This window comes from Bacillus sp. AFS031507 (genome assembly GCF_002584635.1).
Classification (GTDB): Bacteria; Bacillota; Bacilli; order Bacillales; family Cytobacillaceae; genus Neobacillus.
The window spans coordinates 1-14,986 of the sequence record NZ_NUOW01000022.1 but is presented as its reverse complement, the minus strand read 5'-3'; the positions used below and the strand labels follow the sequence as shown (position 1 = coordinate 14,986).

The window sequence follows — 14,986 nt, the reverse complement described above, 5'->3', positions numbered from 1 at the left end:
TGTGATGGATGTTAAATATATCCCGTCGGACTGGGATAAGATGAAAGACGGTATTGGTGATTTGATCGGACTGGGTCGTTGGGGCAAAGGGATGATCGATAATCTGAAAGATCTAAGTGATAATTTAGAGGATGCTGAGTCTGACATCGCGAACTTTGATAGTGATGGGGTTATATCCTTTCATCACACCAGTCAAAAAAGCAGGTACCAAGGATTATTTGAAGACTTCGAGATTTTACACAACTTTACCGGGAAGGTCGGAGAGATTGTTGACCGCACAATTGATCAGCCATTCTATGAAGATATGGATGCTTTTGTTGAGGCAATGCGGGATTTAACGATTTCCAACTATACAACGATTAATCGAGTCGGAGCGACCGAGACTCAATATGTCTATGCAGGTTACGGTCCTGCTCAATCTTTTGAAGTTCCTAAAACGGAAGTAAGCTTGGAGGACTTGTTTAGTGGTGATAATTACTATGCAAGTCAAATGAAGCTTGAATACGATGCTTGGAAAGAACTTAATCCAGACCGGGATTTCACGCAAGAAGAATATCAACAAGCCGTTTTAAATACACGCGCCTTTGAGTATGAATCCATTCGGAACCAACAAGAAGATAAGGAATTCTGGGTGCAAATAGGTGCGTTAGTGGTTATTGTTGGGGCCACACTCATCTGTCCTCCGGCAGGTATGGCCTTAGGGGCAGCATATGGTGCAATGGAATTGAGTTCAGCTGTTTCCGGCAAGGACTGGGTGTCAGACCGGGAGCTAGGGACTTCGGAAAGGTGGTTCCGCGGACTTTTGGCCCCATTGGATATTGTCCCTGGTGTCAGCGGGTTAACGAAATTTTCAGGCACGGTACGTCTCGCCCATCTGGGGGAGAATATCGGAGGAATTGAATTGCGGACAGGAGTTCAAGGGAGTATCCATCAAGGAATTACTCATATCGACAACATGGTAAAAACCGCTGGTCAGCAATCGGTCACACGTTTGAAGAGTGCGTCATCGGCTATAATAGATACAACCAATGTGATGAAAAATAAAATTGCAAAAGATACACTGGAAGCAGGAAGGTTAGTAGACTCTGCTATAACACAGGCGAAAAACATAACCCAATCGCGGAGAATGGGCTTAGCACTTGACGATGTGAGCGATCTTGGAAAGGTTCGAATACCTGTTGAGAATACCTATGCGGTGGAGAATAAGCTGAAAGATGTGTTGAGCAGGATTGATGGGGTTAATCTTGGAAGTGGAAGAGTTAAGGTGGCAGAACAGGCCGATGAAAGAATCTCAGAAAATATCTTAAAGGTTTTACAGGAAAATAAAATCAGTATTGAGGAATTCCAAAGAATTAAGCTGACGCCAGTATCAGAGTTGTCAGATCGCGAAATGAATTTAATCTTTTACCTTCGGGAGTCTGTAGAAAAACCAACAGAAGACACGTTAATGAGTAAGGTAATACCAATTGACTCTATTGATGGCTATCTAGGGAGAGAAAATCCATATACAACAGTTGCTGGTTATGTGGCGAAGTATGAAGATGTTGCAAAAGTAACAGGTGATTATAAGGAAACCCTTGAGACGTTACGGTTAGATTATACGTACGAAAAAGAGGGGGTTGTCATTAGAACTTATCCAGATGATGGTGATTCGTATGCGGTCATCCGGTTTAAATACAGTGATGTGTCAGAAAATTTGATTGATATACCATATGGAACAGAATTTTATGGTTCCACTACTGATGCATATCCTTGTACACATAATGGCTTTTTAGGTGGACGAAATGAAACCATCGTTCCAGAGTGGCAAGTGAAGGATTATGCAAGAGCAAACATTCAAGAAGGAGCAGAAATGTTTAGGGTTGTAGATGGTAAGGAAGAAAAAATTGCTATCTTTAAGAACGGCCGTTTTGAACCAATAAACTTTTCAGTTAATACTAATTAGAAGTGTGGGGGTATTATGGATAGATGCGTTGCTGTATATAACAATAAAAGATATAAGGCCTTTGCAGCAAGGGTTAAAGGTCAAATAACGAATATCAAATTATTTCTGCATCGAAACGAACCTGGTTTCACATCCGCTATGTCCGCTTACGATAAAGACTTACATGAAAAAGAAGTAAAAAAGGAAGAGGTTACGGAGTTATTTCGGGAGTATTTTACCGCCCGATACAAAAATTATGAATTTTTTGTTGCTCGACTTTTCCGAGATAGTTATGGAATTGAAATTGTGACGGCAGATTCAACTATAGGTAGAGCATGTAATCTTGAGATTCAAGATAGAGATCTGTATACGAAAAGACTAGGGTCCGATGATGAATATCAACTTATTCATGTAAGGGAAGATCTTGTGAGCAAGAACACAATCCGACGAGAGGTTACTTTAGAGGAGTGTTTTAAAATAGAAACTGAGCTGTTTGAATAAGGGGGTTGAAGAGATGGCAGAGAGTCTGGTACAGGAAAAGATTGCTTTATTAAATCGATACGAAGAATCGTCTGAACAATTTCAGTCCTGTTATGCAAAAATTATCTTCGATATCGTCAAAACAAAAGACTTGTTTACGGTGGTAAGGAAGAATTCATCCATAGAAAGCATTAAGGATGGGACGGCTCCCATTTTCTACGGCATAGGCTATAACGATATTCCGAGCGTTTGGTTATTTACTGAGGAATCGATTGCAAAGGAATATACGAACCATTACAACTTGAAGAAAGATGAGGTTGGCTTATATAAGAAAGTAGCCATTGAGGAATTAACGGTTTTTTTATTTAATGCGATGTTTTCTGGGGTCAGTGGATTAATTGTTGATGAAGGGAAAAATACGCTGACCACCAATGTATATGATTTAGTAAATACCTCATTACTAGCGATGCAGCGCCAGCCTGTTTTAGAAAAACAAGAATACAAGATTATGACTCTGTTTAATCAAATGAAATTTGGGTCAAAAAAATTATGGATCATACCTGCAAAAGAAACAACAGGGGAAGAGCTAATTTTTAATCAGTTTTCTCCGCTGCAAATTGAAAATACTATTAAAATATATGAAACTCAGGATGAATGTAAAAAAGAGTCGTTGCGGCATGGGTATAAAAATGAATTTTCAGCATCCGTCGACATAAACAGTCTGTATCAAGTATTAAACCATTCTATCAACAAGGGGATAAGGGAAGTACTTATCGTTGGCAATGATTATGAAGTGAAAATGAGTTTTATAAAAGTATTAAATATATTGGCACGAATGAATGATCAAAAACGTAGTTAAATAATAAACCATTATTTTTAAGAAGAAACCAGCATTCAAGGATTCAAAGTCTACTCTTTTTATAGGAGTAGGCTTCTTTTATTCATTCTTCCCTAAACATTCCCCAATCTACCATTCTCTAATATTTACCTAGTTTTGTATATTGTCAATCTATTTATAAAGGAATATTTTAGGAGTATATAGAATACTTAGATGAATGCCCAAAATAGATACAAAACTTCCAAGGAGGAGTCACCTTGTCTCTTGAACAAATGAATCCCGTGATCGAAAAAATACTAGTAAACATTGAAAAGGTTATGATTGGAAAAAGGGACGTTGCTGAACTTAGTCTTGTTGCCTTATTGGCCGGGGGGCACGTGCTCTTAGAAGACGTACCGGGTGTCGGGAAAACAATGATGGTCCGTGCCCTGGCAAAGTCTGTGAATGCCAACTTCCGCAGAATTCAATTTACACCCGATTTATTGCCATCCGATGTAACCGGAGTCTCCATATATAATCCAAAAGAAATGGAATTTCAATTTCGTCCCGGTCCGTTAATGGGGAACATCATTCTTGCCGATGAAATTAACCGGACATCCCCGAAGACACAGTCGGCACTCTTAGAAGGGATGGAGGAAGCGAGTGTAACCATTGATGGAATAACCCGTCAACTGAACAAGCCCTTTTTCGTTATGGCAACGCAAAACCCAATCGAATATGAAGGGACATACCCGCTTCCTGAGGCACAACTTGACCGTTTTTTATTAAAAATGAAAATGGGTTACCCGGACTTACAAGAGGAAATGGAAGTGTTGAACCGAGCACAAAGGGTCCCGCCGATTGAGGATTTAACGCCAGTGATTGACCTTGAAGGCCTCCGCGATTTACAAAAAGAAATTAAAGATGTCTTCGTCGATGATACGATTAAGCGTTACATTGTCGACATTGTCAATCGCACAAGGGGCCACGGCAGCGTCTACCTTGGGGCAAGCCCAAGGGGTTCAATTGCCTTAATGAAAGCAGCGCAGGCCTATGCGTATATGTTTGGACGTGATTATGTCCTGCCTGATGACATTCAATATTTGGCCCGTTGTGTCTTATCCCATCGGATCATTTTAAAATCAGAGGCAAAGTTTGAAGGGATTACTGCTGAAGAAATAGTCAACCGGGTGGTTGCAAGAGTTCCTGTACCGGTCCAAAGGTTAGTGAAATAGAATGAAAAAGCTCTGGATTCCAATCAAAAAAGTGTGGAAGTTTATCCTGTTACTTTTTTTGATTCTATTAACCTTTTCTTACGCGATGTTCCAAGGGGGTTTTGTCAGCTGGTTTTTATTTTATAGCTTTTTACCCTTTGCGATCTATTGTGTGGCCATAGCCTTCTACTCCTTAAATGAACTTGAAGTCACAAGAACATTGCAAAAATTAGATTACAATTCGGGGGAACCTTTAAGGGTGGCAGTTACAGTAAAAAGATCAAAATCCCTTCCGTTATTTTATTTACTTGTCGAGGACAACTTAGATGATTCCTTGAAATTTGCCAATCAGCAAAAGAAACCAAAGGCACTTCTTTTACCGGGATTGAAAAAGGAATTTTCTTATGAATATATCATTGAAGAGCTGCCGCGCGGTGAACATTTTTTTCAGTCCTTTACCTTAAGAATCGGTGATCCGCTTGGCTTATTCGAAAAAGAAAAAAGGGTAACTTCAGAGGGCAAAATTATTGTCTATCCAGCTTATTCAGATCTATTATATCGACCATTTGAAAATCAGTATGATCAAGGTTTGACCGCATCAAGGGAACGTGTGCAGCGCGATACTTCAATGGCTACGGGAGTAAGGGACTACCAGCCGGGTGACCGATTTTCGTGGATTAACTGGAAAGCCTCTGCGAAACGAAACGTACTAATGACAAAGGAATTTGAGCAGCGGCAATCACATGATGTTTTTGTCGTCATGGACTGTGTACCAGATAGCCATTTTGAGCCTTTGGTATCCTTTACGGCCTCATTACTGAGGGCTATTTTGAAAAAAGGAGCCCAGACTGGTCTTTTAACGATTAGCAACGAGCGGGCATCGTTCCCGATCCGAGGAGGAGAACAGCATCTCCAGCAACTCTTTTATCATTTAGCAAAAATAGCAGCGAAATGTATCTCACCTTTTGAAAAGGTGTTAGATACAGATGGTCTTTTTATCCAACAAACGGTTTCGTTTATGCTTGTCACTGCACAGATAACTAAACCCTTGATTGAAAAAGCAAGTTTCCTTGGACAACGAAAAGGAGGAACCATTACGCTTTTTCTAATAAAGGGGGAGAAAGTATCCCCAACAGAAAACGAAAGATCACTTATTGCAATGGCCAATGCACGAGGGGTGCGGATTGTTATGGTTCATGAAGGCGAACACAAGGCAGCCTTTTCGGAGGTGAACTTTTTTTGATTAAAAGGGATTATCCATCGTTTCTGTTATATACGTTTGGTTTTCTATTATTATGGGAGTGGCTTCGTCCAGTTGAACAATTAACGGAAACGGAACATATTGAAACATTTATTATGTTCCTGATTATTTCGTTTGGCCTCTCTTTTTTACATCTAAAATGGATTTGGCAATATCTGATTAAAATGATATTTATCTTATATTCTATCAACCGCATCCACTATGATGAAGGGTTCTTTCAGTTTGGCTGGGTTAAGTCCTTATTAACGGATGTGATCGATAATATTGGCTTGATCGCTGCAAGGGACTGGAACGACTTATCCAATGAGTTCCGGACACTATTATTCTTTGTCCTGCTTTGGATAATGGTCTATTTAATTAATTATTGGCTCTTAAACCGGAAGCGAATATTTATCTTTTATCTTATGACATTGATTTATATTACCGTGTTGGATACGTTTACCCCTTATAGCGCAAAAGCGGCGGTTGTCAGAACAGTGGTGGCCGGTTTCGCGGTGATGGGGATGCTGACGTATTACCGGATTATCCAGAGGGAGAATGTAAACACCGAGCCAGCTTTCTTTCGAAAGTGGATGGTGCCGCTAGCAGGAATGCTTGCATTTAGTGTTTTTATTGGAATTGCAGCACCAAAAGCTGAACCGATATGGCCCGATCCTGTTCCCTATTTAACAGCTAATAACGATAAAGTTCCAGAACGCAATCTAAGTGGTGTGCATCGAATTGGCTACGGAACGGATGATTCCGCTTTAGGCGGTCCATTTATAGGGGACAACAACCCGGTTTTTAACTATGAAGCGAACGGAAAAAGTTATTGGAAGATGGAAACGAAGGATGTGTACACAGGAAAAGGCTGGCTAACATCTGGGACAACGCCTATTTCCTTCCGTCAGGATGACCTCGTCCCTGTTTATTCATTGCCTAAAACAGTGGAGACCATTAAGGAAACTGCCCGTGTCATAACAAATGTGAAATATAACTACAATTATCTTATGTATCCTGCTGGAATTACCAGAGTGTTAAAAATCCTGCCCCTGGATCCAAACGGCAATAGATTTGAAATTGATACAACCAATGAGAGAATTAGCCTGTTCAATAATGAAGTTCCTACCATACCACAGGTCTTTACAGTTGAATTTAAAACACCCAAATATAAAGCAAAGGATTTAGTGCAAACAACTAGTTTTGATCCGACAAGCATCAACCCTGAATTTTATGAAAAGTATACCCGACTGCCTGAGGAGCTGCCACCAAGAGTTAAAGAGTTAGCAGAAGAAATTACTGCCTCAAAATCGAATTGGTTCGATAAAGCGAAGGCAGTGGAGAGTTATTTTGGAAAAGCGGAATTCACATACGACCAAAAAAATGTTGCGGTGCCTGACACCAACGATGATTATGTCGATCTGTTTTTATTTGATACAAAAAGGGGTTATTGTGATAATTTCTCCTCATCCATGGCAGTTATGCTTCGAACACTGGGGATTCCCACTCGCTGGGTCAAAGGGTTTACGGGTGGAGATTTTCTCCAATATAGTGATGAGGCTTCAGAGGTACAGGTTTATGAAGTAACAAATAATAATGCCCACTCCTGGGTGGAGGTCTTTTTTCCAAATCAAGGCTGGGTCCCATTTGAGCCAACAAAGGGCTTTTCAAATGAAATCATCATCAATTATGAATCAGCAGCGACATCATCATCTAATCCGCAAACCAGCACACCAACTGTGAAAAAGCCTCAGCAGGAAAATCTTGATGATACGAAGGCGTCAAATGATTCGAATCAATTCTCTGATATCAAAAGAATGTGGACTGATTCAAAATTGTTTTTGAAAAATAATTGGATGCGGATGGTTCTTATATTCATACTCTTAGCAGGAGTATCTACGATTCTTTATCGGGTCCGTGGGAAGTGGGTTCCGTACTTGCTGTTAGCGGTTTATCGGTTCAAGAAAAGGGACGAAAGTTTCGGGGCTGCCTACCTGGCTTTATTAGAACAGTTCGATCGCTACGGTTTAAAGCGGAAGGAGAACCAAACACTGAGGAACTATGCCCGTTATATTGATTCGTTCTTTTCGACGAGAGAGATGTCGCGATTGACAGCTATTTATGAAAATTATGTGTATCATCAGAACCTGCCGAAGGGAACTTGGGAAGAATCGCATGAATTGTGGGAAAATTTAATCAAAAAAACAATTGCTTGACCAGAAAAACGACCTATTGTTACAATATGTACTATTCAATGTCTAGCGCAAGCTATTAGCGGACTTCGCTAAATGGGTGTGCGCTTTTCAAAATATGTACGTTTTCTTCATATATCCTCGATAATACGGATCGAGAGTCTCTACCGGGTCACCGTTAAATGACCTGACTATGAAGGCGGAATTTTTCTGTGAGCTTTTTTTTCGAGGAAACTAGAATTCTGCCTTCCTGATATTTAATGGGGGGAGAATTCTAGTTTTTTTTATATCATTTGTTGTTAAGGTTAATAATAACTATATCTTGAGAAAATTGGGGTGGATGCTTTGCAAGGAAAGCATGAAATGATTATTGTATTAGATTTTGGGAGTCAATATAACCAGCTAATTACTCGCAGAATTCGCGAGTTTGGGGTATACAGTGAACTGCATCCGCATACGATTACAGCTGAAGAAATTCGCAAATTGAACCCAACTGGGATTATTTTTTCCGGCGGACCAAACAGTGTGTACGATGAAAATTCCTTCCGTTGTGATGAAGAAATATTTGAAATGGGTCTGCCTATTCTCGGAATTTGTTACGGGATGCAATTAATGACTGTCCATTTCAATGGGAAGGTTGAAAAAGCAAGCCAACGTGAATACGGAAAAGCAACTATGACGGTGCAGCATGAATCAGCGCTATTTAGCGGCCTGCCTAAAGAGCAAACCGTGTGGATGAGCCATGGCGACCTTGTGGTAGAAGCCCCTGCAGGTTTCACTGTTGACGGCACGAACCCTACCTGCCCGATTTCCGCAATGAGTAATGAAGAGCGAAAGCTATACGCTGTTCAGTTTCATCCGGAAGTACGTCATTCTGTTTATGGGAATGAATTGCTTAGAAATTTTGTTTTTAACGTTTGTAAAAGCAGCGGCGATTGGTCAATGGGGAACTACATTGAAATCGAGATGGCGAAGATTCGCGAACAGGTTGGCGATAAAAAGGTGCTTTGTGCCTTAAGTGGCGGGGTTGACTCTTCCGTTGTTGCCGTGTTAATTCATAAAGCAATTGGTGACCAACTAACTTGTATTTTTGTGGACCATGGTCTTCTCCGTAAAAATGAAGCAGAAAGTGTGATGAAGACTTTCTCTGAAGGCTTCCATATGAATGTAATCAAGGTCGATGCTAAAGAACGTTTCCTATCGAAGTTGGAAGGCGTTTCTGACCCAGAGAAGAAACGGAAAATCATCGGCAATGAGTTTATCTATGTATTTGATGATGAAGCAACAAAGCTTAAGGGCATAGAGTTTTTAGCTCAAGGAACGCTTTATACCGATATCATAGAAAGTGGTACAGCTACCGCGCAGACGATTAAATCACATCACAATGTAGGCGGCCTGCCAGAAGATATGCAGTTTACATTAATTGAACCATTAAGCACCTTGTTTAAGGATGAAGTCCGTGCGCTTGGAACAGAGCTTGGCATTCCGGATGATATCGTCTGGAGACAGCCTTTCCCTGGCCCAGGTCTAGGGATTCGTGTCTTAGGGGCTATTTCAGAGGATAAACTTGAAATCGTTCGGGACTCGGATTGGATCCTTCGTGAGGAAATTAAAAAGGCTGGGCTTGACCGAGAAATATGGCAGTATTTCACCGTACTTCCAGACATTCGCAGTGTCGGGGTAATGGGTGATGCTAGAACTTACGATTATACCATCGGTATCCGAGCGGTTACCTCGATTGACGGGATGACATCCGATTGGGCAAGAATTCCGTGGGATGTCCTTGAAGTCATTTCAACGCGTATTGTTAACGAAGTAGCGCATGTGAACCGGGTAGTGTACGACATTACCAGCAAGCCGCCAGCAACGATTGAGTGGGAATAAGAAAAGCGATAGAGAAAGAACCGGGACTATAGTTCCGGTTCTTATTTATTTTAGGAGTGAAATATTCCCGAACGATTTTAATTTTAATTTTAAAATCGTTCGTATTTTTTGTTTACAAGATGTTTTTTTCCTGCTAAAATAAAAAACGAGTTAAGAGAATATAATAATTGCATCGTATAATCTTGGGGATATGGCCCAAAAGTTTCTACCGAGCCACCGTAAATGGCTTGACTACGAGGCAGTGTCATTAATAAAGAGGCTAGCTTCCTTTTCCTCTTTTATTGCACATGCCTAAAGTCACGCTCCGGTAGAATATGCCGGAGCTTTTTTTGCATAATAAAGAAAAGAACCATAGGGGGAAAAGAAATGCAAAAGTATTTTGAGTTTGAGAAACACGGTACAAATTATCGCCGCGAGTTTATTGGTGGACTGACCACCTTCTTAGCGATGGCTTATATACTAGTTGTTAACCCTTTAACATTATCATTAGCATCGATAAAGGATTATCCTGATGCCTTACGAATGGATTATGGTGCTGTATTTGTGGCGACAGCTCTTGCATCAGCGATAGGATCGATTGTCATGGGACTTCTCGGAAAGTATCCATTAGCACTAGCCCCAGGAATGGGCTTGAATGCGTTCTTTGCTTATACAGTTGTATTAGGAAGCGGGATTCCTTGGCAGCATGCCCTTGGCGCAGTGCTTATCTCAGGTGTATTTTTCTTCTTATTAACACTCACTGGCCTGCGAGAAAAAATCATTAACGCCATTCCAGTTGATTTAAAACACGCAGTTGGTGCTGGGATTGGCTTATTCATTACCTTTATCGGATTACAAAATGCTGGTATTGTGGTCAATAATGATGCAACACTTGTTGGTTTAGGAGATTTGACAGCAGGACCTACTTTGCTTGCTATTTTTGGGATCGTCGTTACAGTAATTATGATGACAAGAGGTATTAATGGTGCCGTCTTTTATGGAATGGTGATCACAGTAATCGTCGGAATGATCTTCAACTTAATTGATATGCCGCATAAAGTAGTCGATTCAGTTCCAAGTTTAGCGCCGACCTTTGGTGCAGCATTCTCTTCGTTTGGAGATAGTTCTTTTTATACAACTGCAATGCTTGGAATTATTCTAACCTTCTTGTTTGTTGATTTCTTTGACAATGCTGGTACACTTGTCGCAGTAGCGAACCAAGCGGGAATTATGAAAGACAATAAGCTGCCTCGAGCTGGACGCGCATTAATTTCGGATTCGATTGCAACAACTGTCGGTGCAGTACTTGGTACATCCACTACAACGTCTTACATTGAGTCATCTGCAGGGGTCGCCTCTGGAGCGCGAACTGGGTTTGCAGCTTTAGTAACAGCCGGATTCTTTATCTTATCGCTATTCTTCTTTCCGTTATTATCGGTTGTTACAGCCCCTGTAACGGCACCTGCGTTAATTATTGTTGGGGTTTTAATGGTATCTTCATTAGGGAAAATTGATTGGCAGCGTTTTGAGATTGCTGTTCCAGCATTCTTAACGATGATTGCGATGCCACTGACTTACAGTATTGCCACTGGTATTGCTGTTGGGTTTATCTTCTACCCAATTACGATGATCGTAAAGGGCAGAACAAAAGAAATCCACCCGGTCATGTACTTCTTCTTTGTAATCTTTGTACTATATTTCATTTTCTTAAAATAAGTCAAAAGGGACTGTGGCTTGCCACAGTTCTTTTTTATTGGGTTGAGAGGGATGAAGTTTGAATAACTAGTCGTAAGTTCATGTAGCTGTCGAACTTTGTCGTTGACTTCCTGTTTTCTGTCTTTTATCCTGTAAATAATAGGTTAAAAGGTAGAAATGGGGAATTGGGTATGGCAGAACTGCTGATTGAAAAGGTTTTAAATAATAATGTTTTAATTGCTGAACACCCTTCCTATGGAGAAGTTGTTTTGATTGGGAAAGGACTTGGCTTTAATCGCAAGCGCGGGGACTATATCGAAACAGATTCAGTGGAAAAACTTTTTGTCTTAAAAAATGAAAAGGAACAAGAAAATTATATTAAATTGCTTCCTTTTATCGATAATGAATACTTAGAGGTAATCATAGCCTCTATTGAATTAATCAAACAACGAACAAATTCGATGTTAAACGAACATATCCATGTGGCATTAACGGACCATCTAATGTTTGCTTTAACGAGAATCTCGCAAGGAATGGAAATGAAAAATCCATTTTTAGTGGAGACGAAAGCGCTTTATCGTCATGAGTATGAAGTGGCAAAAGATGTGGTGGAGCTTATTAAGGATAAGACAGGAATTAGCCTTCCAATTGGTGAAATAGGATTTATCGCCCTGCATATTCATAGTGCGCTAACAAATAAAAATCTTTCGGATGTAAATCAACATTCACAACTAGTCAGCAGATTGGTTGATATGGTAGAAGAACAGCTTGAAATAGAGATAGATAAAGAAGGAATCGATTATATGAGACTTGTTCGTCACCTTCGCTTTGCCATTGATAGGGTAGTTAAGGGTGAAAAAGTCGATGAACCAGAAAAAATCGCTTCCCTATTGAAAGATGAATATCCAGTATGTTATAATCTCTCATGGAAGCTCATTAAAGTGATGCAACAATCATTAAAATTGAAAGTCTTTGATGCAGAAGCAGTATATTTAACAATGCATTTGCAGCGACTTCAAAAAAAATTTAAATAGCACTTATTTTTTACGTGTTACTGATTCGATCAGGCATGAGTAAAAAGTTTAATTGAAATGAAGTTAATGGGGAAATCTATACCCATAATTTCATTCAATTGGATTTTTACTCATGCCTTTTTTATTGTGTTTTTTGTGGATAATGTAACCGCTTTATGAGCTAAACGAAAAAATTTAGGAGGGATTTTTTATGTTTAAAAATGCTTTTGGTGTTTTACAGAAAGTCGGTAAAGCACTTATGCTACCAGTAGCGATCTTGCCTGCTGCCGGGATATTATTAGCAGTTGGTAATGCACTTCAAAACCCAACATTAATTGACCTCGCCCCGTTCTTAGATAATAGTGGGATCGCGATGGTTGCGAAAATTATGGAACAGGCAGGTAGTGTTATATTTGGTAACCTGTCGTTATTATTTGCCGTTGGGGTAGCGATTGGATTAGCTGGAGGAGAAGGTGTAGCTGGACTTGCTGCTATTGTAGGTTTCCTGATTATGAATGCAACCATGGGAACTGCTTTAGGAATAGATGCAGATGCGCTTGCGAAGCATCCTCAAAGTTACGCGTCAGTTTTAGGGATTCCAACACTGCAAACCGGTGTTTTTGGAGGTATCATCGTCGGTCTGATTGCCGCGTACATGTATAATAGATTCTTCGAAATTGAATTGCCATCCTATCTAGGATTCTTTGCTGGTAAGCGATTCGTTCCAATTGTAACTGCTGCCAGTACTGTTCTTTTAGGATTGCTAATGATTGTTATTTGGCCGCCAATTCAAAATGGCTTGAATCTATTCTCAACCAACATGGTTGATGCAAACAGAACTGTTGCTGCTTTTATTTTTGGAGTCATTGAACGTTCATTAATTCCATTTGGATTGCATCATATCTTCTATGCACCATTCTGGTATGAATTTGGCAGCTATACAAATGCCGCCGGAGATCTTGTCCGTGGTGACCAACGTATTTTCATGGAACAAATTAAAGATAATGTCCAACATTTAACTGCGGGTACATTCACAACAGGTAAATATCCATTCATGATGTTTGGACTTCCTGCAGCTGCACTTGCTATTTACCATGAAGCACGTCCAGAAAAGAAAGTGTTTGTAGGAGGATTGATGGCTTCTGCAGCGTTAACTTCTTTCCTAACAGGTATTACAGAACCAATTGAATTCTCATTCTTGTTTGTTGCACCAGTATTATTTGGAATCCACGCAATTTTTGCGGGATTATCCTTTATGACAATGCACTTGTTAAATGTAAAAATCGGGATGACATTCTCTGGTGGATTAATTGACTATGTTCTATTCGGTTTAATCAACCCACAAACAAATGCGTGGATCGTCATTCCAGTAGGTCTAGTTTTTGCATTGATTTATTACTTCGGTTTCCGTTTCGCGATCCGCAAATGGAATTTAAAAACACCAGGTCGTGAATTAGAAGAAGAAGATGATAGCCAAGCGCCGACAGGCAAAGCAGGCTCAGGTGATTTAGCAGCTAATATTTTAGATGCTATGGGCGGTAAGGAAAATATTGCTCATTTAGATGCTTGTATAACACGTCTTCGTGTATCTGTTAATGATAGTAAAAACGTTGATAAAGCCCAATTGAAAAAACTTGGTGCGGCAGGTGTCCTTGAAGTAGGTAATAACATTCAAGCGATTTTTGGACCGCGTTCTGAAACAATCAAAGGACAAATGAAAGATATCATGTCAGGTAAGCGACCTCGTACGACTTCTGTTGCTACACCAGAAAAAGGTGCAGAAAAACAGAACGAGGCCACTAATTCAGATGCACTTCAAAAAGCACGTGAAAATGAAGTATTTGCAGCACCGCTAAAAGGGGAAATCAAGCCGATTACCGAAGTGCCGGATCAGGTGTTTGCTGGAAAAATGATGGGCGATGGCTTTGCAATCGTACCGGCAGAAGGATTGATTGTTTCACCTGTCAACGGAAAAATCGTAAACCTATTCCCAACAAAACATGCAATTGGTATTTTATCAGATACTGGTCGTGAAATACTGATTCATGTGGGTATTGATACAGTTAATTTAAAAGGCCAAGGATTTGAGACATTAGTGTCAGAAAATGACATTGTCGAACAAGGACAGCCTTTATTAAAAGTTGATTTAAATTACATTAAAGAACATGCAACATCCACAATCACACCGATTGTCTTCACGAACTTAGCTGAAGGTGAAAAAATTGTCATCAATAAGCAAGGTCAAGTGGAGTTGAAGCAAGAAGGTATCATTAAGATTACTAAGTAAATTGGGAGCCGGTCCAAATGTTTGGATCGGCTTTTATATTTATAATAGAAGAAAGTGGATATAGGGAAAATTATTTGAAAATTTTATTGACGTTGTCTAAATTAGGTGGTAGTATATTAAAGCAGTCGTTATTGACGAGTTAACAACTTGTTGGTGTTGAAAAACATTTGATAAATTGGTTGACAACGAATTGCTGAAATGTTATAGTTATAAAGTTGCTTCAAACGAAGTAGCGAGCTTGTTCTTTGAAAACTAAACAAA

General features: G+C 39.9%; 10 protein-coding genes and 2 riboswitches. All 10 genes read left to right on the top strand.

The window, feature by feature from the left end; all coding sequences use genetic code 11:
- Position 1 precedes the first annotated feature (1 nt).
- The 10 genes from COE25_RS19295 (at position 2) to ptsG (ending at position 14,725) form a co-directional block, all read left to right on the top strand.
- The gene (locus COE25_RS19295) at positions 2-1,945 is read left to right on the top strand and encodes a hypothetical protein (RefSeq protein WP_218964330.1); all 1,944 of its coding nucleotides are present in this window, start codon (positions 2-4) and stop codon (positions 1,943-1,945) included.
- A gap of 15 nt (positions 1,946-1,960) precedes the next feature.
- Positions 1,961-2,425: a hypothetical protein gene (locus tag COE25_RS19290; RefSeq protein WP_098933780.1), complete on the top strand. Its 465-nt coding sequence runs from the start codon at positions 1,961-1,963 to the stop codon at positions 2,423-2,425.
- Positions 2,426-2,438: 13 nt separating this feature from the next.
- On the top strand, positions 2,439-3,263 hold the full coding sequence (locus COE25_RS19285) for a hypothetical protein (protein WP_098933779.1): 825 nt from the start codon (positions 2,439-2,441) through the stop codon (positions 3,261-3,263).
- Between the two features lie 251 nt (positions 3,264-3,514).
- Positions 3,515-4,456, top strand: coding sequence for an AAA family ATPase (locus tag COE25_RS19280; RefSeq protein WP_098933822.1), 942 nt, complete (start codon positions 3,515-3,517; stop codon positions 4,454-4,456).
- Position 4,457: 1 nt separating this feature from the next.
- A complete protein-coding gene (locus tag COE25_RS19275; RefSeq protein ID WP_098933778.1) occupies positions 4,458-5,678 on the top strand; it encodes a DUF58 domain-containing protein in 1,221 nt (406 codons plus the stop codon).
- Complete coding sequence (locus COE25_RS19270) at positions 5,675-7,891, top strand: transglutaminase TgpA family protein (RefSeq protein WP_098933777.1); 2,217 nt, start codon at positions 5,675-5,677, stop codon at positions 7,889-7,891. Before COE25_RS19275 ends, COE25_RS19270 begins: the two co-directional genes overlap by 4 nt.
- 87 nt (positions 7,892-7,978) lie before the next feature.
- Positions 7,979-8,081: riboswitch (purine riboswitch) on the top strand.
- 149 nt (positions 8,082-8,230) lie between these two features.
- On the top strand, positions 8,231-9,751 hold the full coding sequence (guaA, locus tag COE25_RS19265; protein ID WP_088090260.1) for a glutamine-hydrolyzing GMP synthase: 1,521 nt from the start codon (positions 8,231-8,233) through the stop codon (positions 9,749-9,751).
- 152 nt (positions 9,752-9,903) lie between these two features.
- Positions 9,904-10,005: riboswitch (purine riboswitch) on the top strand.
- Between the two features lie 112 nt (positions 10,006-10,117).
- On the top strand, positions 10,118-11,446 hold the full coding sequence (locus COE25_RS19260; RefSeq protein WP_088085133.1) for an NCS2 family permease: 1,329 nt from the start codon (positions 10,118-10,120) through the stop codon (positions 11,444-11,446).
- A gap of 170 nt (positions 11,447-11,616) precedes the next feature.
- Positions 11,617-12,459: a glucose PTS transporter transcription antiterminator GlcT gene (gene glcT, locus COE25_RS19255; protein ID WP_098933776.1), complete on the top strand. Its 843-nt coding sequence runs from the start codon at positions 11,617-11,619 to the stop codon at positions 12,457-12,459.
- 190 nt (positions 12,460-12,649) lie between these two features.
- Entirely contained in the window at positions 12,650-14,725 is a 2,076-nt protein-coding gene (gene ptsG, locus COE25_RS19250) for a glucose-specific PTS transporter subunit IIBC (protein WP_088085135.1), read from the top strand.
- The last annotated feature ends 261 nt before the right edge of the window (positions 14,726-14,986 follow it).

What these genes read in the sequence shown, in the direction of transcription:
- COE25_RS19280 (WP_098933822.1), top strand. Translation starts at nt 3,515, where the DNA reads ATGAATCCCGTGATCGAAAAAATACTAGTAAACATTGAAAAGGTTATG.
- ptsG (WP_088085135.1), top strand. Translation starts at nt 12,650, where the DNA reads ATGTTTAAAAATGCTTTTGGTGTTTTACAGAAAGTCGGTAAAGCACTT.
- glcT (WP_098933776.1), top strand. Translation starts at nt 11,617, where the DNA reads ATGGCAGAACTGCTGATTGAAAAGGTTTTAAATAATAATGTTTTAATT.
- COE25_RS19285 (WP_098933779.1), top strand. Translation starts at nt 2,439, where the DNA reads ATGGCAGAGAGTCTGGTACAGGAAAAGATTGCTTTATTAAATCGATAC.
- COE25_RS19290 (WP_098933780.1), top strand. Translation starts at nt 1,961, where the DNA reads ATGGATAGATGCGTTGCTGTATATAACAATAAAAGATATAAGGCCTTT.
- COE25_RS19275 (WP_098933778.1), top strand. Translation starts at nt 4,458, where the DNA reads ATGAAAAAGCTCTGGATTCCAATCAAAAAAGTGTGGAAGTTTATCCTG.
- guaA (WP_088090260.1), top strand. Translation starts at nt 8,231, where the DNA reads ATGATTATTGTATTAGATTTTGGGAGTCAATATAACCAGCTAATTACT.
- COE25_RS19260 (WP_088085133.1), top strand. Translation starts at nt 10,118, where the DNA reads ATGCAAAAGTATTTTGAGTTTGAGAAACACGGTACAAATTATCGCCGC.